Source organism: Mycobacterium sp. NGS54 (assembly GCF_059812465.1).
In genome coordinates, this window is the sequence record NZ_JCALCS010000001.1 from 301,325 (window position 1) to 324,329 (window position 23,005).

The 23,005-nt window shown below is 68.6% G+C and carries 25 protein-coding genes; all 25 read left to right on the forward strand.

Translation table 11 applies throughout. The annotated features are described in order from the left end of the window. Positions 1–41: 41 nt before the first annotated feature. The 25 genes from AC5Y5E_RS01475 (at position 42) to nuoK (ending at position 22,996) form a co-directional block, all read left to right on the forward strand. Positions 42–1,247 carry an acyl-CoA dehydrogenase family protein gene (locus AC5Y5E_RS01475; protein WP_499901225.1) on the forward strand — a complete coding sequence of 402 codons (1,206 nt, stop codon included), beginning with the start codon at positions 42–44 and terminating at the stop codon, positions 1,245–1,247. Positions 1,248–1,328: 81 nt separating this feature from the next. Further along, positions 1,329–2,327 carry an acrylyl-CoA reductase family protein gene (locus AC5Y5E_RS01480; protein WP_499901226.1) on the forward strand — a complete coding sequence of 333 codons (999 nt, stop codon included), beginning with the start codon at positions 1,329–1,331 and terminating at the stop codon, positions 2,325–2,327. A 22-nt stretch (positions 2,328–2,349) separates the two neighbouring features. Next, positions 2,350–3,321 carry an NADPH:quinone oxidoreductase family protein gene (locus AC5Y5E_RS01485; RefSeq protein WP_499901227.1) on the forward strand — a complete coding sequence of 324 codons (972 nt, stop codon included), beginning with the start codon at positions 2,350–2,352 and terminating at the stop codon, positions 3,319–3,321. Between the two features lie 117 nt (positions 3,322–3,438). Further along, complete coding sequence (locus AC5Y5E_RS01490) at positions 3,439–4,530, forward strand: homogentisate 1,2-dioxygenase (RefSeq protein ID WP_499901228.1); 1,092 nt, start codon at positions 3,439–3,441, stop codon at positions 4,528–4,530. Further along, positions 4,530–5,705, forward strand: a complete 1,176-nt coding sequence (locus tag AC5Y5E_RS01495; RefSeq protein WP_499901229.1) for an alpha/beta hydrolase family protein — start codon at positions 4,530–4,532, stop codon at positions 5,703–5,705. Before AC5Y5E_RS01490 ends, AC5Y5E_RS01495 begins: the two co-directional genes overlap by 1 nt. Further along, the gene (locus AC5Y5E_RS01500) at positions 5,702–6,901 is read left to right on the forward strand and encodes a CaiB/BaiF CoA transferase family protein (protein WP_499901230.1); all 1,200 of its coding nucleotides are present in this window, start codon (positions 5,702–5,704) and stop codon (positions 6,899–6,901) included. Before AC5Y5E_RS01495 ends, AC5Y5E_RS01500 begins: the two co-directional genes overlap by 4 nt. 5 nt (positions 6,902–6,906) lie before the next feature. Next, a complete protein-coding gene (locus AC5Y5E_RS01505; RefSeq protein ID WP_499901231.1) occupies positions 6,907–7,809 on the forward strand; it encodes a hydroxymethylglutaryl-CoA lyase in 903 nt (300 codons plus the stop codon). Beyond that, positions 7,809–8,420, forward strand: a complete 612-nt coding sequence (locus tag AC5Y5E_RS01510) for a TetR/AcrR family transcriptional regulator (protein WP_499901232.1) — start codon at positions 7,809–7,811, stop codon at positions 8,418–8,420. The genes AC5Y5E_RS01505 and AC5Y5E_RS01510 overlap by 1 nt, the downstream gene beginning before the upstream one ends. Positions 8,421–8,429: 9 nt before the next feature. Next, complete coding sequence (locus tag AC5Y5E_RS01515; RefSeq protein ID WP_499901233.1) at positions 8,430–9,668, forward strand: acyl-CoA dehydrogenase family protein; 1,239 nt, start codon at positions 8,430–8,432, stop codon at positions 9,666–9,668. Further along, entirely contained in the window at positions 9,665–10,660 is a 996-nt protein-coding gene (locus AC5Y5E_RS01520; RefSeq protein ID WP_499901234.1) for a phosphotransferase family protein, read from the forward strand. The genes AC5Y5E_RS01515 and AC5Y5E_RS01520 overlap by 4 nt, the downstream gene beginning before the upstream one ends. Beyond that, a complete protein-coding gene (locus AC5Y5E_RS01525) occupies positions 10,657–10,998 on the forward strand; it encodes a DUF6285 domain-containing protein (RefSeq protein ID WP_499901235.1) in 342 nt (113 codons plus the stop codon). Before AC5Y5E_RS01520 ends, AC5Y5E_RS01525 begins: the two co-directional genes overlap by 4 nt. Before the next feature lie 8 nt (positions 10,999–11,006). Further along, entirely contained in the window at positions 11,007–11,408 is a 402-nt protein-coding gene (locus AC5Y5E_RS01530; RefSeq protein ID WP_499901236.1) for a nuclear transport factor 2 family protein, read from the forward strand. Between the two features lie 34 nt (positions 11,409–11,442). Then, positions 11,443–11,979: a YceI family protein gene (locus tag AC5Y5E_RS01535; RefSeq protein ID WP_499901237.1), complete on the forward strand. Its 537-nt coding sequence runs from the start codon at positions 11,443–11,445 to the stop codon at positions 11,977–11,979. Between the two features lie 29 nt (positions 11,980–12,008). After that, complete coding sequence (locus AC5Y5E_RS01540; protein ID WP_499901238.1) at positions 12,009–12,410, forward strand: Rv3143 family two-component system response regulator; 402 nt, start codon at positions 12,009–12,011, stop codon at positions 12,408–12,410. 263 nt (positions 12,411–12,673) lie between these two features. Further along, on the forward strand, positions 12,674–13,051 hold the full coding sequence (locus AC5Y5E_RS01545; RefSeq protein ID WP_499880145.1) for an NADH-quinone oxidoreductase subunit A: 378 nt from the start codon (positions 12,674–12,676) through the stop codon (positions 13,049–13,051). A gap of 7 nt (positions 13,052–13,058) precedes the next feature. Beyond that, positions 13,059–13,613, forward strand: coding sequence for a NuoB/complex I 20 kDa subunit family protein (locus AC5Y5E_RS01550; RefSeq protein ID WP_499880146.1), 555 nt, complete (start codon positions 13,059–13,061; stop codon positions 13,611–13,613). Continuing rightward, positions 13,610–14,338, forward strand: coding sequence for an NADH-quinone oxidoreductase subunit C (locus AC5Y5E_RS01555; RefSeq protein WP_499901239.1), 729 nt, complete (start codon positions 13,610–13,612; stop codon positions 14,336–14,338). Before AC5Y5E_RS01550 ends, AC5Y5E_RS01555 begins: the two co-directional genes overlap by 4 nt. Next, the gene (gene nuoD / locus AC5Y5E_RS01560; protein ID WP_499901240.1) at positions 14,338–15,636 is read left to right on the forward strand and encodes an NADH dehydrogenase (quinone) subunit D; all 1,299 of its coding nucleotides are present in this window, start codon (positions 14,338–14,340) and stop codon (positions 15,634–15,636) included. Before AC5Y5E_RS01555 ends, nuoD begins: the two co-directional genes overlap by 1 nt. Then, on the forward strand, positions 15,633–16,388 hold the full coding sequence (gene nuoE, locus AC5Y5E_RS01565; protein WP_499901241.1) for an NADH-quinone oxidoreductase subunit NuoE: 756 nt from the start codon (positions 15,633–15,635) through the stop codon (positions 16,386–16,388). Before nuoD ends, nuoE begins: the two co-directional genes overlap by 4 nt. After that, positions 16,385–17,704 (forward strand): NADH-quinone oxidoreductase subunit NuoF, encoded by a 1,320-nt coding sequence (nuoF, locus tag AC5Y5E_RS01570; protein WP_499901242.1) that lies wholly within the window; start codon positions 16,385–16,387, stop codon positions 17,702–17,704. Before nuoE ends, nuoF begins: the two co-directional genes overlap by 4 nt. Continuing rightward, a complete protein-coding gene (locus AC5Y5E_RS01575; RefSeq protein WP_499901243.1) occupies positions 17,701–20,118 on the forward strand; it encodes an NADH-quinone oxidoreductase subunit G in 2,418 nt (805 codons plus the stop codon). The genes nuoF and AC5Y5E_RS01575 overlap by 4 nt, the downstream gene beginning before the upstream one ends. A gap of 8 nt (positions 20,119–20,126) precedes the next feature. Then, complete coding sequence (gene nuoH / locus AC5Y5E_RS01580) at positions 20,127–21,386, forward strand: NADH-quinone oxidoreductase subunit NuoH (RefSeq protein ID WP_499901837.1); 1,260 nt, start codon at positions 20,127–20,129, stop codon at positions 21,384–21,386. Further along, the gene (gene nuoI / locus AC5Y5E_RS01585) at positions 21,379–21,924 is read left to right on the forward strand and encodes an NADH-quinone oxidoreductase subunit NuoI (protein WP_499901244.1); all 546 of its coding nucleotides are present in this window, start codon (positions 21,379–21,381) and stop codon (positions 21,922–21,924) included. Before nuoH ends, nuoI begins: the two co-directional genes overlap by 8 nt. After that, positions 21,921–22,700, forward strand: coding sequence for an NADH-quinone oxidoreductase subunit J (locus tag AC5Y5E_RS01590; RefSeq protein ID WP_499901245.1), 780 nt, complete (start codon positions 21,921–21,923; stop codon positions 22,698–22,700). The genes nuoI and AC5Y5E_RS01590 overlap by 4 nt, the downstream gene beginning before the upstream one ends. After that, positions 22,697–22,996: an NADH-quinone oxidoreductase subunit NuoK gene (gene nuoK / locus AC5Y5E_RS01595; protein ID WP_007168303.1), complete on the forward strand. Its 300-nt coding sequence runs from the start codon at positions 22,697–22,699 to the stop codon at positions 22,994–22,996. Before AC5Y5E_RS01590 ends, nuoK begins: the two co-directional genes overlap by 4 nt. The last annotated feature ends 9 nt before the right edge of the window (positions 22,997–23,005 follow it).

Genomic DNA, 23,005 nt, shown 5'->3' on the forward strand with positions numbered 1-23,005 from the left:
GTCATCTAGGTCGTCATCTAACTCGAGCCGAAAGACCAATCATGGCAATCAATCTGGAACTGCCCCGCAAGCTGCAGTCGGTGATCGTCAAGACCCACCAGGGCGCCGCCGAGATGATGCGGCCGATCGCACGCAAGTACGACCTCAAGGAGCACGCGTACCCGGTCGAGCTCGACACCCTGATCAGTCTTTTCGAGGGGGCCTCCGAATCGGTGGCGTTCGCCGGGGCCGACGCGCTGCGGGACGAGGACGAGGACAGGGACCGAAACCACAACGGCGCCAACATGGCCGCACTGCTGCAGACCATGGAAGCCTGCTGGGGCGACGTCGCGATGATGCTGTCGGTCCCCTACCAGGGGCTGGGTAACGCCGCCATCTCCGCGGTCGCCACCGACGAACAGCTGGAACGACTGGGCAAGGTATGGGCGGCGATGGCCATCACCGAACCCGGCTTCGGATCCGACTCGGCGGCGGTGTCCACCACCGCCAAGCTCGACGGCGACGAGTACGTCATCAACGGAGAGAAGATCTTCGTCACGGCGGGCTCGCGCGCCACCCACATCGTGGTGTGGGCCACGCTGGACAAATCACAGGGCCGCGCCGCGATCAAGTCATTCATCGTGCCGCGCGACCATCCCGGCGTCACCGTCGAACGCCTCGAACACAAGCTCGGCATCAAAGGTTCGGACACCGCGGCGATCCGGTTCGACAACGTCCGGATTCCCAAGGACAACCTGCTGGGCAATCCCGAAATCGAGGTCGGCAAGGGCTTTTCGGGGGTGATGGAGACCTTCGACAACACCCGTCCGATCGTCGCCGCCATGGCCATCGGGGTCGGCCGCGCCGCGCTGGAGGAAATTCGCAAGATCCTCACCGAGGCGGGTGTTGAGATCTGTTACGACCGGCCGTCCCACGCCCAGAGCGCCGCGGCGGCCGAGTTCCTGCGGATGGAGGCCGACTGGGAGGCCAGCTACCTGTTGTCGCTGCGGGCGGCGTGGCAGGCCGACAACAAGATCCCCAACTCCAAAGAGGCGTCGATGAGCAAGGCCAAGGCCGGCCGGATGGCCAGCGACGTCACCCTCACCTCCGTCGAATTGGCAGGCACCGCAGGGTATTCCGAGCAATCACTGCTGGAGAAGTGGGCGCGCGACTCCAAGATCCTGGACATCTTCGAGGGCACCCAACAGATTCAGCAGCTGGTGGTCGCCCGCCGCCTGCTGGGCCTGTCGTCGGCGCAGCTCAAGTAGCGACGCCGTTCAGCCCCTCGCGGGCAACGGAAAAGCCACCGAGTGGAAAGGATTCCATCCGGTGCGGTTAGCGTCGTCGGTATGGAAACGTTTCAAGCGCTGGTGGCGCGCCAAGACGGTGACCGGATAACCACGTCGGTCGAGACGCTGAGCGCGTCCGACCTGCCGCCCGGCGAGGTGACGATCCGCGTGGAGTATTCGAGCGTCAACTTCAAGGACGCGCTGGCGGTGACGCCCGGTGGCGGCGTGGTGCGCAACTACCCGGTCGTCCCGGGCATCGACCTGACCGGCGAGGTCGTCGAGTCGCACTCCCCCGACTTCGCCGTCGGCGACAAGGTGCTGGCGCACGGCTATGCGATCGGCACCGGCCACCACGGCGGCTACGCGGAGTACGCCCGGCTGCCTTCCGACCAGGTGGTGGCCCTCGGCGACCTGAGCCCGTATGAGGGCGCCGCGATCGGGACGGCCGGCTTCACCGCCGCCATGAGCGTGCAGGCGCTGATCGACTGGGGTGTCGAACCCGGCGCCGGGTCGGTGGTCGTCACCGGCGCCTCCGGCGGCGTCGGCTCGGTCAGCGTGGACCTGTTGGCGGCCGCCGGCTACCGGGTGGTGGCCTCGACCGGCAAGGAGACGGCGGCCGATCTGCTGAAAGGGCTTGGCGCCGCGGAGGTTATCGGACGGCTGCCGGAAGACCCCGAGGCCAAGCCGCGGCCGCTGGCCAAGGCGCGCTGGGCGGCGGGGGTGGATTGCGTGGGCGGCGCGACGCTGGCCGATGTGCTGAGTGCCGTGGACTACGGCGGGGCGGTGGCCTGTAGCGGGCTGACGGGTGGTCCGGCGTTGCATACCACGGTGATGCCGTTCATCCTGCGCGGCATCGCGCTGCTCGGCATGGACTCGGTGCTGCTGCCGATCGGCCGGCGCCGGAAGTTGTGGGCGCGGCTGGGCGATTCGTTGCGGCCGCGTCACCTTGATTCGCTCACCAGCGACGTCGACGTCAAAGACGTGGTCGGTGTGCTCGACCAGCTGCGCGCGGGCGCCTTCACCGGCCGGGCGGTGGTGCGGGTCGCCGGCGGCTTCTGAGTCGGCGTTAGGCTGACCGACCATGCGGGCGGCACGCGTGACTCGGCTGGATGGTCCGGATGCGATCGAGGTGTCGGAGGTAGACGAACCCTCCGGTGACGGCGTGGTGGTCGAGGTGCACGCCGCCGGCGCGGCCTTCCCCGACGCGCTGCTGACCCGCGGTCTGTATCAGTACCGGCCCGAGCCGCCCTTCGTGCTCGGCGCCGAGATCGCCGGCGTGGTGCGGTCGGCGCCGGACGGCGCCCATGTGAAAGCCGGTGACCGGGTCGTCGCGTTGACGATGCTGTCCGGCGGCATGGCCGAGGTGGCCGTCGTGCAGCCCGACCGGGTGTTCAAGCTGCCGGACAACGTGAGCTTCGAGGCCGGCGCCGGCCTGCTCTTCAACGACCTCACGGTGTACTTCGCGCTGACCGTGCGGGGCCGCCTGGCCGCCGGCGAGACCGTGCTGGTGCACGGCGCGGCCGGCGGGATCGGGACCTCGACGCTGCGGCTGGCGTCGCTGCTCGGGGCGTCGCGCACCATCGCGGTCGTCAGCACCGAAGACAAGGCCGAGGTCGCGACGGCGGCCGGGGCCACCGACGTGGTGCTCGCCGAGGGGTTCAAGGACGCGGTCAAGGAGCTCACCGGCGGCCGCGGCGTCGATGTGGTGGTCGACCCGGTCGGCGGTGACCGGTTCACCGATTCGCTGCGCTCACTCGCCCCGGGCGGGCGGCTGCTGGTCATCGGGTTCACCGGCGGGGAGATCCCGACCGTCAAGGTGAACCGGTTGCTGCTCAACAACATTGACGTCGTCGGCGTGGGCTGGGGAGCCTGGACGGCGACGCACCCGGACGCGCTGGCCGAGCAGTGGGCCGGGCTGGAGGCCCTGCTCAGCTCGGGCCGGCTGGCCGCCCCGACGCCCGAGGTCTACCCGCTGGAGCAGGCGGGCGCGGCGGTCGCCTCTCTCGAGAACCGCACCGCCAAGGGGAAAGTCGTGGTGCGCGTCCGCGACTGAGCGTCTGTTGGTGCGCGTTAAGTCCGGCGGAGTCCCGATCGGCTCTTGTGCGCGGCGAAAACAAAAAGTAATGTCACTTTCAGTTTTCTGCCGATCGCCGGAGCCCGGGAGTCAGCCATGGAATCCTTCGTTCACTTGCGAAAAGGCAAGACGCCGCGCCGGCTTCATGCCGATCTCGACGGGCTCAAGGACGACGAGCTCGGCCGGGGCGGATTCACCGGCCGGACCGCCAACATGTACCGGCGCCACGACCCCACCGCCTATCGGGCGGTCGGCCCGCTGCGCCCCGTCGACGTGCTCGCCGGCGAGCTGAAGCCCAGCGACGCGACCGACGCCGGCGGCGGCCCCCTGCTGATGTTCAGCAACGACGACTGCCGAATCTCGTTGAGCCGCCGCCACGAGGCGATGCCGTTCTACACCCGACACGTCGACGGGGACCTGCTGTGCTTCGTGCATCGCGGCGCGGGCCTGCTGGAGACCGAGTTCGGGCCGCTGCGCTACCGGGAGGGCGACTGGGTCTACCTCCCGAAGGCGTGCACCTGGCGCCAGGCGCCCGACAGCGAGACCACGCTGTTGATGATCGAGGCCAGCGACGAGTTCCGGGTGCCGCCGCCGGGCGCGCTGGGCCGCCACTTCCCGTTCGACCCGTCGCAGGCCACCATCCCCGAACCCGCCCCGATCGCCGACGACGAACGCGACGAGTACGAAGTCCGGCTCATCCACACGGGCGGCCCGACAACGCTGTACTACCAACACAATCCGATCGACGTCGAGGGCTGGCGCGGCGACAACTTCGCGTTCACCTTCAACATCGCCGACTACAACGTGGTCACGTCGGACAGCGTTCACCTGCCGCCCACCGTCCATCTGTTCATGCAGGCCACCGGCGTCTACGTGATGAACTTCCTGCCCAAGCCGGCCGAAAGCGTGCCCGGCACCGAGCGCACGCCCTGGTATCACCGCAACGTCGACTACGACGAGATCGCCTTCTTCCACGGCGGGTCGCTCTACGGCATCCCGATGCCGCCGGGCCTGATCACCCATGCGCCGCAAGGGGTTCACCACGGCGCACCCGAGAAGGCTCGGGAACGGGCGCGCCGCAAGTTCGAGGAGCATTCGCGGGTGGACTGGCAAGTCATCGCGGTCGACACCCGCCTGCGGCTGACACCGTCCCCCGAGGTGCTGGCGCACGACCTCGGGCAGCACTGATGAAACACGAATACGACCGCATCCCCTATCTCGTTGCGTTCCAGAACAATTCCGGGGTCCGCGACGTGTACGGCGGGCTGGCGGAGATCACCGTGCTGGAGAGCTATCTGCTCAAGCCCAGGGACAAGCCGTCCGACACCGTGCTGGTGTTCATGCATCCGATCGGCGGTGGCGCGTACCTGCCGATGATCAATGCGCTGGCCCGCGCCGGCCACCACGTCATCTACTGCAACAGCCGGTTCCGCGGCACGGATTCGGCGCTGCTGATGGAGAAGGTGGTCGAGGACCTCGGCGAGTGCATCAAGGACGCCAAGAACCGCCTGGGCTACGCGAGGGTGGTGCTGGCCGGATGGAGCGGCGGCGGCTCGCTGTCGATGTTCTACCAGCAGCAGGCCCAGCACGCGACGATCACGGCGAGCCCGTCCGGGGACGGCCCCGACCTGACGCGGCTCGACCTGCCCGCAGCCGATGGCGTGATGCTGCTCGCCGCGCACATCAGCCGGCACGGCACCCTGACCGAATGGCTGGACGCGTCGATCGTCGACGAATCCGACCCGACCAAGCGCGATCCCGAGCTGGACCTCTACAACCCGGACAACCCCAACCAACCGCCCTACACCTCAGAATTTCTGGCGCGGTACCGGCAGGCGCAGATCGACCGCAACCGGCGCATCACCGCGTGGGTCAAGGAAAAGCTCGCCGAGTTGAAGGCCGCCGGACGCCCCGATGAGGAATTCTGCTTCGTCGTGCATGGCACCATGGCCGACCCGCGCTGGCTGGATCCGGCCGTCGATCCCAACGAACGCACCCCGGGGACCTGCTATCTGGGCGATCCTCGAGTGGTGAACATGAGCCCGGTCGGGTTGGCCCGGTTTTCGACGCTGCGCGGCTGGCTGTCGCAATGGAGTTACGACGACGCCCGCGGCGACGGGGTGGCCTGCGGGCGCGACCTCGCGGTCCCGGCGCTGGTGATCGGTAACCTGGCCGATGACGCCTGCACGCCCAGCCACACCCGACGGCTCTACGAGGCGATCGGGCACCCGGACAAGGAGATACACGAAATTCCCGGCGCCACCCACTATTACGCGGGCCCCGACCAACGGGACAAGCTGCGCCACGCCGTCGACGTCGTCACCGACTGGCTGGTCCGGCACGACTTCGCGAGCGCCGAATGACGGGTGCGCTGGACGGCATCCGGGTGCTCGAGCTGGGCACCCTGATCGCCGGGCCGTTCGCCGGCCGGCTGCTCGGTGACATGGGCGCCGACGTCATCAAGGTGGAACCGCCCGGCGCGCCGGACCCGCTGCGCACCTGGGGCCAGGCCGAACTGGACGGGAACCACGTCTTCTGGACCGTGCACGCGCGCAACAAGCGGGCCATCACGCTCGACCTGCGCAAGCCGCGCGGCCGCGGGCTGTTCCTCGACCTCGTCGCGAAATCCGACATCGTCGTGGAGAACTTCCGCCCGGGCACCTTGGAGAAATGGGAGCTGGGCTACGAAGTGCTGTCCGAGCGCAACCCGGGCATCATCCTGGTCCGGGTGTCGGGCTACGGGCAGACCGGGCCCGAGGCGCACAAGGCCGGCTACGCGTCGGTGGCCGAGGCCGCCAGCGGGCTGCGGCACCTCAACGGCTTTCCGGGCGGCCCGCCGCCCCGGCTGGCGCTCTCCCTCGGCGACAGCCTGGCCGGCATGTTCGGCGCCCAGGGCGCGCTGGCCGCGCTGTATCGCCGCTGCCTCACCGGGCGCGGACAGGTGGTCGACGTCGCGCTGACCGAATCCTGCTTGGCCGTGCAGGAATCCACGATCCCCGACTACGACGTCGGTGGCGTGGTGCGCGGGCCGTCGGGCACCCGGCTGGAGGGCATCGCGCCGTCGAACATCTACCGCAGCGCCGACGGCTCCTGGGTAGTGATCGCCGCCAACCAGGACACCGTGTTCGCCCGCCTGTGCAAGGCGATGGGACGCCCGGAACTGGCCACCGACGACCGCTTCGCCAACCACGGCGCCCGCGGCCGCAACCAGGACGAGCTCGACGAGATCATCGGCGCATGGGCCGCCGACCGCCAACCCGGCGAGATCATCGAAACCCTTTCCGCCGCCGGCGTGATCACGGGCCCCATCAACACCGTCGCCGAGGTGGTCGACGACCCGCAGCTGCGGGCGCGCGGCATGCTGGTCGAGCACTACGACGAACGGGTCGGCCGCAACGTGCTGGGGCCGGGCGTCGTCCCGGTGCTCTCGGAGTCCCCCGGTGGCGTCCGCACTGCCGGCCCCGCCCGCCCGGGCCAACACAACGACGACGTGTACATCGGGCTGCTCGGCAAGACCGCCGGCGAGCTCGACGAGCTGAGGGCGCAGGGGGTGCTATGACGCACGTGGAATTTCCAACGAGGGTTGACATTCGCGAGGTGTCGCTGCGCGACGGCCTGCAGATCGAAAAACCAATCCCGTTGGCCGCCAAACTGGAACTGCTGGCGGCGGTGGCCGCCACCGGGGTGCGGGAGGTCGAGGCCACGGCGTTCGTGTCGCCGTCGAAGGTGCCGTCGATGGCCGACGCCGCCGAGCTCGCCGCGCACCTGCACGACTACCCGGACATCGAGTTCTCCGCGCTGGTGGCCAGCCCCAACGGCGCCCGGCGCGCCGTCGCCGCGGGGCTGCGCTCGGTCGAATACGTGGTGGCCGCCAGCGACGCGTTCAGCGAGGCCAACGTCGGGCGCGACAGCGCCGAGGCCACCAAACAGATCGAGGAGATCGTCGCCATCGCGCACGACGCCGGCGTCACCGTCGAGGTCATCGTCGCCACCGCGTGGGACTGCCCGTTCGAGGGGCCGACCCCGCCCGAGCGGGTGCTCGAGATCGCCGCGGCCGCGAAGGATCAACGCGTCGACCGGTTCTCGATCGCCGACACCATCGGCACCACCACCCCGCGCCGGGTGAGTTCGCTGGTCGCCCAACTGCGTCCGGTGATCGGCGACATGCCGCTGGGCGGGCACTTCCACAACACCCGCGGCACCGGGCTGGCCAGCGCCTACGCGGCCGTCGAATCCGGGGTCACCCGGTTGGACGCGTCGGTCGGCGGGCTGGGCGGCTGCCCGTTCGCGCCGGGGGCCACCGGCAACATCGCCACCGAGGACCTCGTCTACCTGCTGACCGACAGCGGCGTCGGCGTCGACGTGGACCTGCGGGCCGCGATCGCCGCCGCCGGGGTCGCCAAATCCCTTGTCGGCCATGATCTGCCGAGCGCCCTGTTGCGCGCCGGTGACCGGATCCGGAACTGATGCCGACCGAAACGCTGACCGCAAAGGGCCGCCAGACCAGGCAGGCCATCGAAGCGGCCGCGCGAAAACTGTTCGCCGAACGCGGCTTTCACGGCACCACGCTGGCCGACATCACGTCGGCCGCTGGCAAGTCGCCGGCGGTGTTCTACCGGTATTTCGCCGACAAGGAAGACCTGCTGGCCGCGCTGGCCGAGTCGTTTCTGCACGAGGTGGTGGCGCCGCCCGGGCTGCGGCTCGAGCTGCCCGAATCTCCAGATGACGACGCGTTCTTCACGTCAGTGGTCACCGGATACTGGAACATGTTCAAGCAGAACATCGGCATCATGATCGCCGTGGCGCAGTTGGCCGCCACCCAGCGACGGTTCGCGGGCGTGCAGAACGAATTCCGGCGCTTCGGCATGGACATTGTCGCCGCGTCGGTGCGCCGCGCGCAGGAGCAGGGCTACGGGACCGAGCTCAACCCCCAACACACGGCGGCCGCGATCGCGCTGCTGTTCGAGAACTTCACCACCGTCTTCGCCGGCCCCTCCGGCTTGGGCCTTCAGATCAGCGACCAGGACGCCATCGCCACCCTGTCCACGGTCTGGAAGAAAACCCTCTACGGCGCGTAAGGAGTTCGCATGGATTTCACTCTGCCAGAGCATCTTCCGGGACTGCTCGCCGAGATGGACGCGTTCATCGAGTCGGAGATCAAGCCGCTGGAACGCGACCACATCCAGTACTTCGACCATCGCCGCGAGCATGCCCGCACCGACTGGGACAACGACGGCATCCCGACGCGCGAGTGGGAGGACCTGCTCGCCGAGATGCGCAGGCGGGCCGACAAGGCCGGCTGGCTGCGCTACGGCCTGCCGGCATCGCTGGGCGGTCGCGACGGCACCAACCTCGACATGGCCGTCATTCGGGAGCACTTGGCGCACAAGGGCCTTGGCCTGCACAACGACCTGCAGAACGAGTCGTCGATAATCGGGAACTTCCCGCAGGTGATCATGATGGAGCGCTTCGGCACCGACGAGCAGCGCCGCGACTGGTCGGAGGCGCTGATCACCGGGGAACGGTCGATGGCGTTCGGGCTGACGGAGCCGCGGCACGGGTCCGACGCGACGTGGCTGGAAACCCGCGCCGAACGCGACGGGGACGGCTGGGTGCTCAACGGCTCCAAGCGATTCAACACCGGGGTGCACCGGGCGACGCATGACCTGATCTTCGCGCGCACCTCCGGCGAACCGGGGGCCGCGCTGGGCATCACCGCGTTCCTCGTCCCGACCGATACGCCCGGATTCCGCGTCCCCTACTACTGGTGGACGTTCAACATGCCCACCGACCACGGCGAGGTCGAGCTGACCGACGTGCGGGTGTCCGCCGACGGGGTGCTCGGCGAAGTGGACCGCGGCCTGGAGGTCGCGCAAACCTTCCTGCACGAGAACCGGATCCGGCAGGCGGCGAGTAGCCTGGGCGCCGCCCAATACTGCATCGACCGCGCCGCGGAATACGCCGGCAGGCGCACGGTCTTCGGCAAGCCGCTGGCGGTCAACCAGGCCGTGCAATGGCCGCTGGCCGAGCTGCAGACCGAGGCCCAGATGGTGCGGCTGCTGGTGCAATACGCGGCCTGGCATCTGGACCGCAACCACCACATGGAGGTCTCCGACAAGGTGTCGATGGCCAACTACCGCGCCAACCGGCTGGTCTGCGACGCGGCCGACCGGGCCATGCAGGTCTATGGCGGCCTCGGCTACAGCCGCCACGAGCAGTTCGAGCACATCTACCGCCATCACCGCCGCTACCGCATCACCGAGGGCGCCGAGGAGATCCAGATCCGCCGGGTGGCGCAGCGGCTGTTCAAGTTTGGCCACAAGTGACCGACACCGGTGAGCTGGCCGGCAAGCTGGCCCGCGTGCTGGCGCCGGCGCTGGGTGCGACCCCCGCGATCGAGAACCTGCGGGCGCTGACCGGCGGCGCCAGCCGCACCACGTGGGCGTTCGACGCCGTCACGGGCGAGCAGCGCCGTTCGCTGGTCCTGCGCACCGGCCCGCCCGACGACGTGCACGCCGGCATGGAGCTGGAAGCCCGCGCCCAGGCCGCGGCCGCCGCGGCCGGCGCTCCGGTCCCCCACATCCTGGTGGCCGAGGATTCGGTTGCCGCACTGGGCAATCCGTTCCTGATCTGCGACGAGATCAAGGGCGAGACCATCGTCCGGCGCATCCAGCGTCAGCTGGACGCCGGCGACGGGCACGCGGGCCGCACGCGCCTGATGCACCAGTGCGCGCAGGCGCTGGCCGCCATCCACCGCGCCGACGCCAAGATTCCCGGACTGGTACGGGAGGACCAGCTCGCGCACTGGCGCGAGCGGCTCGACGCCATGGGCGACACCACCGCCACCTTCGAGTGGGCGTTTCGCTGGCTCGAGGCGAACCGACCACAAGGACCCGGGCCGTCGAGCCCCGTCCTGGTGCACGGGGACTACCGGATGGGAAACCTCATCGTCGACGGGTCCGAGCTGGCGGCCGTCCTCGACTGGGAGCTGGTCCACCTCGGCGAGGCGTACGAGGACCTGGCGTGGTTCTGCATCCGGGCCTGGCGGTTTGGCGCTCCAGCCGGCCTGGCGGCCGGGGGCCTCGGCAGCATCGAGGCCTTCATCCGGGCCTACGAGGACGCCGGCGCCACTAGCGTCGACCGGGTGGCGTTTCACTGGTGGCTGGTGCTGGCCACCCTGCGCTGGGGTGTCATCTGCCGCTACCAGGCGGAGCGGCACCTCAGCGGCGAGTTCCGCTCGGTGGAGTTGGCGACGATCGGCCGCCGCGTCTGCGAGACCGAGTGGGACCTGCTCGACCTGTTGGAGCTGGGTCGGTGATCGGCGCGTACGGGCGCCCGCTCGCGGCCGAACTGGTGGCCGCGGTGGCCGAGTTCCTGGAAACCGATGTCCGCGCGGCGACCAGCGGGCAGGTCAACTTCCACGCCAGGGTGGCCGCCAACGCGTTGCGCATCGTCGAGCGCGAACTGCTCGACGAAAGCGACGCCGAAGCGGGCGCGGCGCTGGCCGGCCTGGGCTTCGCCGACGAGGAGGAGCTCGCCGCCGCGATCCGGGCCGGCGAGCTGGATGGCCGCGCCAACGACGTCACCGCCTGCCTGCGCACCCTGGTTCGGCGTCGCCTGGCCATCGCCCATCCCGGATACGAGCAATCGGACTAGGAGCCCCCATGCCCGCTGCCACCGCCCAGACCATCGTCGAGGTGGCCGACCGCCTGTTCGCGGCCATCGAGAACGGCGACGCGGCCGCGGTCGATCGGCTGTGGAGCAACGACATCGCGGTCTGGCGCACGGGTGCACGCCGCGATGACGACAAGTCCCGCGCGATGCGGGTCATCGACTGGTTCATCAGCGCGACCACCGAGCGTCACTACGAGATCCTCGACCGGCGGCTCTTCGACGATGGCCTCGTCGCCGGCTTCGTTCAGCAGCACATCCTGCACGCCACCGGCCATGCCGGCCAATCGATCTCCATGCGGGTCTGCATCGTGATCAGGGTGGGCGCCGACGGGCTCATCGATCGGATCGACGAATACTTCGACCCCGCCGAGATCGCGCCATTGCTCGCCTAACGGCTAAATTCACCACGAGTCACGGGGGAGGACGATGACGACTCTGGAAATACTGCTGAGCGATCCCGACCTGGCCGGCGTGTGGAACCTGGTTCCCGATCGCTCGGCCATCACCTTCAAGGTCAGGAACTTCTGGGGCCTGCTGAACGTCAAGGGCCGCTTCGGCGAGTTCACCGGCGACGGGCAGCTCACCGGCAAGGGCGCGATCTTCGGCCGCGTCGACATCCGCGCCGCCTCGCTGTCCACCGGCATCGGCCGTCGCGACAAGCACCTGCGCTCGGCCGACTTCTTCGACGTCGAGCGTTTCGGTGAGATCAGCGTCGTCGTCACCGCGGTAAACCCGACCAAAGGCAGCGCCGCCGACCTTCGGGCCAGCCTCACCATCAAGGGCGTCACCGCGCCGCTGCCCCTGCCCGTCACGATCACCGAGCTGGACGACGGGTCGATTTGGGTCTCCGGCGAAACCAAGGTCGATCTCACCCGATTCGACCTGGGCTGGAACAGGTTCGGCATGATCGGCCGGACGGCGACGGCGGCCGCGCAAGCGGTCTTCGTTCGGGCGCCCCGGTAGGGTTTGCGCGCCACCAGTACCATCTGAGCGTGCCCGACTCCAGCAGCCCCCTGCGGATCCTCGTCTACAGCAGCAACGTCGAAACCCGCGAACGGGTGATGCGCGCATTGGGCACGCACCTGCACCCGGACCTACCCGAGTTGACCTACGTCGAGGTGGCGACCGGCCCCATGGTGGTCCGCACGATGGACGAGGGCGGCATCGACTTGGCCATCCTCGACGGCGAGGCGACCCCCACCGGCGGCATGGGCATCGCCAAACAGCTCAGGGACGAACTCGAGACCTGCCCGCCGATCCTGGTTCTCACCGGCCGCCGCGACGACGAGTGGCTGGCCACCTGGTCGCGCGCCGACGCGGCCGTGCCGCATCCCCTGGACCCCATCGTGCTGGGCCGCACGGTGCTCGGGTTGCTCCGCGCCCCCGCTCACTAGCGATTACCCCTCTCACCTGCGCCGACACGGAAACTTAGCCCGTGTGGGCGGGTGCTCAGCACCCCCGCGGCGACTCGCCCGGATGCGGGGACGTTAAAACCGGGCAAATAGCACCACCCCGAGCACGTGCGCCGACGCCAACGACGCTATGTTGAAAGTCACTGTGACGGGCCACAGACCCGGTTCGTCACAGCAGCCCGGTCACCGCCTGGCCGCCCGCTCAATTGAGAAGGCGGCCACATTACGACGGATCATGGAGCGAGTTGAACGTCTACATACCCATCCTGGTGCTCGGCGGGATAGCCGCCGCCTTTGCCGTGGGCTCGGTCGCGATCGCGAGCATCGCCGGCCCGAAGCGCTACAACAAGTCGAAACTGGCGGCCTACGAATGCGGCATCGAACCCACGGAAACCCCGGTGAGCGGCCCGCACGCGACGGCCGGGCAGCGATTCCCGGTGAAGTATTACCTGACCGCAATGCTGTTTATCGTCTTCGACATCGAAATCGTGTTCTTGTATCCCTGGGCCGTTAGCTACGACGCGCTGGGAACCTTCGCGTTGGTCGAGATGGTGGTGTTCATGCTGACGGTGTTCGTGGCCTACGCCTACGTGTGGCGCCGCGGCGGCCTGACATGGGATTGAGGTAGAAGTGGGCCTGGAAGAACAGTTGCCCGGTGGCATTCTGCTGTCCACCGTCGAGAAGGTGGCCGGCTACGTGCGCAAGAACTCGCTGTGGCCGGCGACGTTCGGGCTGGCGTGCTGCGCGATCGAGATGATGGCAACCGCCGGACCGAGGTTCGACATCGCGCGCTTCGGCATGGAGCGGTTCTCGGCCACGCCCCGGCAGGCCGACCTGATGATCGTGGCCGGGCGGGTCAGCCAGAAGATGGCCCCGGTGCTGCGCCAGATCTACGACCAGATGGGCGAGCCGAAATGGGTGCTGGCCATGGGCGTGTGCGCATCGTCGGGCGGGATGTTCAACAACTACGCGATCGTGCAGGGCGTCGACCACGTCGTGCCGGTCGACATCTACCTGCCCGGCTGCCCGCCCCGCCCCGAGATGCTGCTGCACGCAATCCTGAAGCTGCACGAGAAGATTCAGGAAATGCCGCTGGGCGTCAACCGCGAAGAAGCCATCGCCGAGGCCGAGCAGGCCGCGCTGGCCGCCACGCCCACCATCGAGATGCGCGGACTGCTGCGATGAGCTCTCCCGACCACGACCCGACGGTGGCGGCCAGCGAAGCGGGGGACTCCGTTCCCACCGCCGACGAGGAAGTCATCGACGTTCGCCGCGGCATGTTCGGGGTGCGCGGCAGCGGCGACACCTCCGGCTACGGACGGCTGGTGCGCGAGATCACGCTGCCCGGCGGCAGCCCCCGGCCCTACGGCGGCTACTTCGACGACATCGCCGACCGGCTGGCGGAAGCGCTGGGCCGCAACGACATCGAATTCGACGACGCGATCGAGAAGGTCGTCGTCGACCGCAACGAGCTGACGCTGCACGTGCGCCGCGAACTGCTGCCGCAGGTCGCGCAGCGGCTTCGCGACGAACCCGAGCTGCGCTTCGAGATGTGCCTGGGCGTCAACGGGGTGCACTACCCGCACGAAACGGGACGCGAGCTGCACGCCGTCTACCCGCTGCAGTCGATCACCCACAACCGTCGGCTGCGGCTGGAAGTGGCTGCACCGGACAGTGATCCGCACATCCCGTCGCTGTACGGCGTCTACCCGACCAACGACTGGCACGAGCGCGAGACCTACGACTTCTTCGGGATCATCTTCGACGGGCACCCGTCGCTCACCAGGATCGAGATGCCCGACGACTGGCACGGGCACCCGCAACGCAAGGACTATCCGCTGGGCGGCATCCCGGTCGAGTACAAGGGCGCGCAGATACCTCCGCCCGACGAACGCAGGGGTTACAACTAATGACTCAAGCTGAAACGGTCCTGGTCGCCGGCGGCCAGGACTGGGACCAGATCGTCGACGCCGCCCGCAACGCGGACCCCGGCGAGCGCATCGTCGTCAACATGGGCCCGCAGCACCCGTCCACGCACGGCGTGCTGCGGCTGATCCTCGAGATCGAGGGCGAGACCGTCACGCAGGCCCGGTGCGGAATCGGCTACCTGCACACCGGGATCGAGAAGAACCTCGAATACCGTTACTGGACCCAGGGCGTCACCTTCGTGACCCGAATGGACTACCTGTCACCGTTTTTCAACGAGACCGCCTACTGCCTGGGCGTGGAGAAGCTGCTCGGCATCACCGACGAGATCCCGGAGCGGGTCAACGTCATCCGGGTGATGATGATGGAGCTCAACCGCATCTCGTCGCATCTGGTCGCGCTCGCGACCGGCGGCATGGAACTGGGCGCAATGACCCCGATGTTCGTCGGCTTCCGGGGCCGCGAGATCGTCCTGAAGCTGTTCGAATCGATCACCGGTCTGCGGATGAACAGCGCCTACATCCGGCCGGGCGGCGTCGCGCAGGATCTGCCGTCGGGCGCGGAAACCGAGATCGCCGACGCCCTCAAAGAACTGAAGCAACCGCTGCGCGAAATGGGCGAGCTGCTCAACGAAAACGCGATCTGGAAGGCGCGCACCGAGGGCGTGGGCTACCTGGACCTGACCGGCTGCATGGCGCTGGGCATCACCGGACCGATCCTGCGTTCCACCGGGCTGCCGCACGACCTGCGCAAGAGCGAGCCCTACTGCGGCTACGAGAACTACGAGTTCGACGTGATCACCGACGACGGCTGTGATGCGTACGGGCGCTACATCATTCGCGTCAAGGAGATGTGGGAGTCGATCAAGATCGTGGAGCAGTGTCTGGACAAGTTGCGGCCGGGGCCGACGATGGTCGAGAACCGCAAGATCGCCTGGCCCGCCGACCTGAAGGTCGGCCCGGACGGCATGGGCAACTCGCCCGAGCACATCGCGAAGATCATGGGCAGCTCCATGGAGGCGCTGATCCACCACTTCAAGCTCGTCACCGAGGGCATTCGCGTTCCGGCCGGCCAGGTTTACACAGCGGTGGAATCGCCCCGCGGCGAGCTCGGCGTGCACATGGTCAGCGACGGCGGCACCCGGCCCTACCGGGTGCACTACCGGGACCCGTCCTTCACCAACCTGCAGTCCGTCGCCGCGATGTGCGAGGGCGGGATGGTCGCGGACCTGATCGCCGCGGTCGCCAGCATCGACCCGGTGATGGGCGGGGTGGACCGATGACCGGGCCGCAGGGTCAGCCGGTGTTCATCCGGCTCGGACCGCCGCCCGAGGAGCCCAACGCGTTCGTGACCGAGGGTGCGCCGCAGTCGTATTCGCCCGAGGTGCGGGCCCGCCTCGAGGTCGACGCCAAGGAGATCATCGGCCGCTACCCCAACAAGCGCTCGGCGCTGCTGCCGTTGCTGCACCTGGTCCAAGCCGAGGATTCCTACCTGACACCGGCGGGACTCGAATTCTGCGGCGAGCAAATCGGATTGACCGGTGCCGAGGTGTCGGCGGTCGGCAGCTTCTACACGATGTACCGCCGCGGCCCCACCGGCGATTACCTGGTCGGCGTCTGCACCAACACGCTGTGTGCGGTCATGGGCGGCGACGCGGTATTCGACGCGCTCAAAGAACATCTCGGCATCGGCAATGATGAGACCACCGACGACGGCTCGGTCACGTTGCAGCACATCGAATGCAACGCGGCGTGCGACTTCGCCCCGGTGGTGATGGTCAACTGGGAGTTCTACGACAACCAGACCCCGGAGTCGGCACGCGAACTCGTCGATTCGCTGCGGTCCGGAAATCCCAAGGCTCCCACCCGCGGTGCGCTGTGCAAGTTCCGCGAAACCTCGCGCATCCTGGCCGGCCTGCCCGACGAGCGCCCCGACGAAGGCCAGGGCGGCGCCGGTGCGGCCACTTTGGCCGGGCTGCAGGTGGCGAAGGAGAAGGGCATGGAAGCCCCGCCGGCTCCCGGAGGCGAGTCATGACCACCCCGCTGACCCCGGTCATCAGCGCCTACTGGGACGACCCGAAGTCGTTCACGCTGGAGACCTACCAGCGCCACGACGGTTACCAGGCGCTGAAGAAGGCCCTGAAGATGGAGCCCGACGCGGTGATTGGGGCCGTGAAGGACTCGGGTCTGCGCGGTCGCGGCGGCGCCGGCTTCTCGACCGGAACCAAGTGGTCGTTCATCCCGCAGGGCGACTCGGGTCCGGCCGCCAAGCCGCACTACCTGGTGGTCAACGCGGACGAATCCGAACCCGGTACGTGCAAAGACATTCCGCTGATGCTGGCGACGCCCCACCTGTTGGTGGAGGGCGCCATCATCGCCTCCTACGCGATCCGGGCCAGCCATGCCTTCATCTACGTGCGCGGCGAAGTGGTGCCGGTAATACGCCGGCTGCAGAACGCGGTCGCCGAGGCTTACGCCGCCGGCTATCTGGGCCGCGACATCGAAGGATCCGGCTACGACCTGGAGCTGGTGGTGCACGCCGGCGCGGGCGCTTACATCTGCGGCGAGGAAACCGCGCTGCTGGAGGGTCTGGAGGGCCGGCGCGGCCAGCCCCGGCTGCGGCCACCGTTCCCCGCGGTGGCCGGGCTTTACGGTTGCCCCACGGTGATCAACAACGTCGAGACGATCGCCAGCGTGCCGCCGATCATTCTCAACGGCGTCGAATGGTTCCGATCGATGGGCAGCGAGAAATCGCCTGGCTTCACGCTGTATTCGCTGTCCGGACACGTCACCCGCCCGGGCCAATACGAGGCCCCGCTCGGCATCACGCTGCGCGAATTGCTCGACTACGCCGGCGGGGTCCGCGCCGGGCATCGCCTGAAGTTCTGGACCCCGGGCGGGTCGTCGACGCCGCTGCTCACCGACGAACATCTGGACGTGCCACTGGATTACGAGGGCGTCGGTGCCGCCGGCTCGATGCTGGGCACCAAGGCGCTGGAGATCTTCGACGAGACCACCTGCGTGGTGCGCGCCGTGCAGCGCTGGACGTACTTCTACAAGCACGAGTCGTGCGGGAAGTGCACCCCGTGTCGCGAGGGCACGTTCTGGCTGGACCAGATCTACACCCGGCTCGAGACCGGCAAGGGCACTCACGAGGATCTCGACAAGTTGCTCGACATCTCCGACGCGATCCTCGGAAAGTCGTTCTGCGCGTTGGGCGATGGCGCCGCCAGCCCGGTGATGTCGTCGATCAAGTACTTCCGCGACGAATACGTCGCCCACGTCGAGGGGGGCGGCTGCCCGTTCGACCCGCGCGACTCGATGCTCGTGCCCAACGGAGGTGGTAAGTGACCCAGGCGGCCAAGCCTCAGACCGGCGACGGGGTTAGCCAGCCGGAGATGGTGACATTGACCATCGACGGCAACCAGATCTCGGTTCCCAAGGGAACTCTGGTGATCCGCGCGGCCGAGCTGATGGGCATCCAGATCCCGCGGTTCTGTGACCACCCGCTGCTCGACCCGGTCGGCGCGTGCCGGCAGTGCATGGTCGAGGTCGAGGGACAACGCAAGCCGATGGCGTCGTGCACCATCGTGTGCACCGACGACATGGTGGTGCGCACCCAGCTGACCTCCGAGGCCGCGGACAAGGCCCAGCACGGCGTCATGGAGCTGCTGCTGATCAACCATCCGCTGGACTGCCCGATGTGCGACAAGGGCGGCGAATGCCCGCTGCAGAACCAGGCAATGTCCAACGGGCGGGCCGATTCCCGCTTCGCCGATGTCAAGCGCACGTTCGCCAAGCCGATCAACATCTCCTCGCAGGTGCTGCTGGATCGCGAGCGCTGCATCCTGTGCGCCCGCTGCACGCGGTTCTCCGAGCAGATCGCCGGCGACCCCTTCATCGACATGCAGGAGCGCGGCGCCCTGCAGCAGGTCGGCATCTACGCAAACGAGCCGTTCGACTCGTACTTTTCGGGCAACGCGGTGCAGATCTGCCCGGTGGGCGCGCTGACCGGGACCGCGTACCGCTTCCGGGCCCGCCCCTTCGACCTGGTCTCCAGCCCGAGCGTCTGCGAGCACTGCGCCTCGGGCTGCGCGCAGCGCACCGACCACCGCCGCGGCAAGGTGCTGCGCCGGCTGGCCGGCGACGACCCCGAGGTCAACGAGGAGTGGAACTGCGACAAGGGCCGGTGGGCGTTCAACTACGCGACCCAGCAGGACGTCATCACCACTCCCCTGCTCCGCGACGCCGACGGGACGCTGCAGCCGGTGTCGTGGTCGCACGCGATCGCGGCGGCGACCCAGGGACTCGAGGCCGCCCGCGGGCGCACCGGCGTCCTGGTCGGCGGCCGGGTGACCTGGGAAGACGCCTACGCATACAGCAAGTTCGCTCGAATCACGCTGGACACCAACGACATCGACTTCCGCGCCCGCCCGCACTCCGCGGAGGAGGCCGACTTCCTGGCCGCCCGCGTCGCGGGCCGGCCGGTGACCGTGAGCTACTCCGACCTCGAGTCGGCGCCCGTGGTGGTGCTGGTCGGCTTCGAGCCGGAGGACGAGTCGCCCATCGTGTTCCTGCGGTTGCGCAAGGCCGCCCGCAAGCACCGATTGCCGGTGTACGCGATCGCGCCGTTCGCCACCCGGGCGCTGACGAAGATGTCGGGCCGGTTGGTCAAGACCGTTCCCGGCGCCGAAGCCGCCGCGCTGGACGGGCTGGCCACCGGCGAGGCCGGTGAACTGCTCGCGAAACCGGGCGCGGTCATCATGGTCGGCGAGCGCCTGGCCACGGTGCCCGGCGGGCTGTCCGCCGCGGCGCGCCTGGCCGACGCCACCGGCGCCCGGCTGGCGTGGGTGCCGCGCCGCGCCGGCGAGCGCGGCGCGCTGGAAGCCGGCGCGCTTCCCACGCTGCTGCCGGGCGGTCGCCCGGTCGCCGACGACTCCGCCCGCGCACAGGTCGCGAAGGCATGGAACGTCGACGAATTGCCTTCCGCGCCTGGGCGCGACGCCGACGGCATCCTCGCCGCCGCCGCCGACGGGTCCCTGGGGGCGCTGCTGGTCGGCGGCATCGAACCCAACGACTTCGCCGATCCGGAGGCGGTGCTGGCCGCGCTGGATGCCGCCGGCTTCGTCGTCAGCCTCGAGCTGCGGCACAGCCCCGTCACCGAACGCGCCGACGTGGTATTCCCGGTCGCGCCGACGACGCAGAAGTCCGGTGCCTTCGTCAACTGGGAAGGCCGCTACCGGGCGTTCGCGCCCGCGCTGCGCGGCACCACCGGGGAGGCCGGCCAGTCCGACCACAAGGTGCTCGACACGCTGGCCGACGAGATGGGTATCTACCTGAACACCAGCACCGTCGAGAAGGCCCGCGAGGAACTCGCCGCCCTCGGCACCTGGGACGGCGGACACGCCGACGACCCGCAGGTCGCGGCGCCGGAACCGGCCACCCCCGAGCAAGGGCAGGCCGTGCTGGCCGGATGGCGGCTGCTGCTCGACGAGGGCCGAATGCAGGACGGCGAACCGCATTTGGCGGGCACCGCGCGCAAGCCCGTCGTCCGGCTGTCGGCCGAAACGGCCGCCGAGATCGGCGCCGCCGACGGTGACAACGTCACGGTCAGCACGCCACGCGGCTCGATCATGCTGCCGCTGGCCATCACGGACATGCCCGACCGGGTGGTGTGGCTTCCGTTGAACTCGCCGGGTTCGGCGGTGCACCGGAAATTGGGCGTAACCCCCGGCAGCGTCGTCGCGATCGGAGCGGGAACATGACCGTCCCCTTGTCCGCCTTCGGGCACGATCCCTGGTGGTTGGTGCTCGGCAAGGCACTGGCCATCTTCGTCTTCCTGATGCTGAACGTGCTGGTCGCGATCCTGCTGGAACGCAAGATCCTCGGCTGGATGCAGCTGCGGCCCGGCCCCAACCGGGCCGGCCCGTGGGGCGCGCTGCAGAGCCTGGCCGACGGGATCAAGTTGGCGCTGAAGGAGAGCATCACCCCCGGCGGCATCGATAAGTTCGTTTACTTTGCGGCGCCGGTGATTTCGACGATTCCGGCGTTCACCGCGTTCGCGTTCATCCCGTTCGGTCCGGTGGTGTCGGTGTTCGGCCACCGCACGCCGTTGCAGCTGACCGATCTTCCGGTCGCGGTGCTGTTCATCCTCGGCCTGTCGGCGATCGGGGTGTACGGCATCGTGCTGGGCGGCTGGGCGTCGGGGTCCACCTACCCGCTGCTCGGCGGGGTGCGCTCCACCGCGCAGGTCATCTCCTACGAGGTGGCGATGGGGCTGTCCTTCGCCGCGGTGTTCCTCTATGCGGGCTCCATGTCGACCTCTCAGATCGTCGGCGCGCAGGACCGGGTCTGGTACGGCTTTTTGCTGTTGCCGTCGTTCGTGATCTACCTCATCTCGATGGTCGGTGAAACCAACAGGGCGCCATTCGATTTGCCCGAGGCCGAGGGCGAGCTGGTCGCGGGATTCCACACCGAGTACTCGTCGCTGAAGTTCGCGATGTTCATGCTGGCGGAGTACGTCAACATGATGACGGTCTCGTCGCTCGCCACCGCCATGTTCTTCGGCGGCTGGCACGCGCCGTGGCCACTGAACATGTGGGCGGGCGCCAACACCGGGTGGTGGCCGGTGCTCTGGTTCACCGCCAAAATGTGGACCTTCCTGTTCATCTACTTCTGGCTGCGGGCCAGCCTGCCCCGGCTGCGCTACGACCAGTTCATGGCGCTGGGCTGGAAGCTGCTGATTCCGGCCTCGCTGGTGTGGGTCTTGATCGCGGCGGTGATCCGCACCGCGCGCAACCAGGGGTACGCGCACTGGACGCCGGTCCTGGTGGTCAGCAGCCTGGTCTTCGCCGTGGTGCTGGTGCTGCTGTTGCGAAAACCGTTCAGCACGCCGACGATTCGCGCGATGGAGCGCGAGCTGCGCCGCCAGGGCGGGTCGATCCCCGCCCCGGAAACAACCGGGCCGGCGTTCCCGACACCGCCGCTGCCGGCGCAGAAAGTCGGCGCGAGCAAGGAGAAAGCACGTGCCTAATTTCTTCGACGCCGTAGCAGGTTTCGGCGTGACGTTCGCGTCGATGTTCAAAAAGAGGGTCACCGAGGAGTATCCCGAAAAGCCGGGCCCGGTCGCGCCGCGCTATCACGGGCGCCACCAACTCAACCGGTATCCCGACGGGCTGGAGAAGTGCATCGGGTGCGAGCTGTGCGCCTGGGCGTGTCCCGCCGACGCCATCTACGTCGAGGGCGCCGACAACACCGAGGAGCTGCGGTATTCGCCGGGGGAACGCTACGGCCGGGTGTACCAGATCAACTACCTGCGCTGCATCGGCTGCGGCCTGTGCATCGAGGCCTGCCCGACCAGGGCGCTGACGATGACCAACGACTACGAGATGGCCGACGACAACCGCGCCGACCTCATCTACGAGAAGGACCGGCTGCTCGCCCCGCTGCTGCAGGACATGCTCGCGCCGCCGCACCCCAGGGCGCCCGGCGCCACCGACAAGGACTACTACCTGGGCAACGTGACCGCGCAGGGGTTACGCCAGCGCGAGAACGCCGGGGAGACAAGATGATCGCAACGCTCGCCTCGGAGACCATCGTTCGCACCTCGACCGGCGAGGCGGTCACGTTCTGGGTGCTGGGCGCGGTGGCGCTGATCGGCGCGCTCGGGGTGGTGCTCGCGGTCAACGCCGTGTACTCGGCGATGTTCCTGGCGATGACCATGATCATCCTGGCGGTGTTCTACATGATCCAGGACGCGCTGTTTCTCGGCGTCGTTCAGGTCGTGGTCTATACCGGCGCGGTGATGATGCTGTTCCTGTTCGTCCTGATGCTCATCGGCGTGGACAGCGCGGAATCGCTGAAGGAGACGCTGCGCGGGCAGCGCGTCGCGGCCGTGTTGACGGGCGTCGGGTTCGGCGTGCTGCTGCTGGCCGGCATCGGCAACGTGGCGACCGGTGGTTTTGTGGGACTCACCACCGCCAACGCCAACGGCAACGTGGAAGGCCTGGCGGCGCTGATCTTTTCGCGCTACCTGTGGGCCTTCGAGCTGACCAGCGCCCTGCTGATCACGGCGGCGGTCGGCGCGATGGTGCTGGCGCACCGGGAGCGCTTCGAGCGGCGCAAGACCCAGCGTGAGCTTTCCGAAGAGCGCTTCCGGGCCGGCGGGCGCCCCACGCCCCTGCCGAATCCGGGCGTCTACGCGCGCCAGAACGCGGTCGACGTCGCCGCGCTGCTGCCCGACGGCTCGTACTCGGAGTTGTCGGTGTCGCCCATCTTGCGGATCCGCGGCGCGGACGGCGGCGAGGTCCGGGAGACACGCCCCACGGTGAAAGGTGGTGCGTCGTGAATCCGGCCAACTACCTGTACCTTTCGGCCCTGCTGTTCACCATCGGGGCCTCGGGCGTGCTGTTGCGCCGCAACGCCATCGTGATGTTCATGTGCGTCGAGCTGATGCTGAACGCCGTCAACCTGGCGTTCGTCACGTTCGCGCGCATGCACGGCCACCTCGACGGCCAGATGATCGCCTTCTTCACGATGGTGGTGGCCGCCTGCGAGGTCGTCGTCGGCCTGGCCATCATCATGACGATTTTCCGTGCCCGCAAATCCGCGTCGGTCGACGACGCGAACCTACTCAAAGGCTAAAAGAACGCC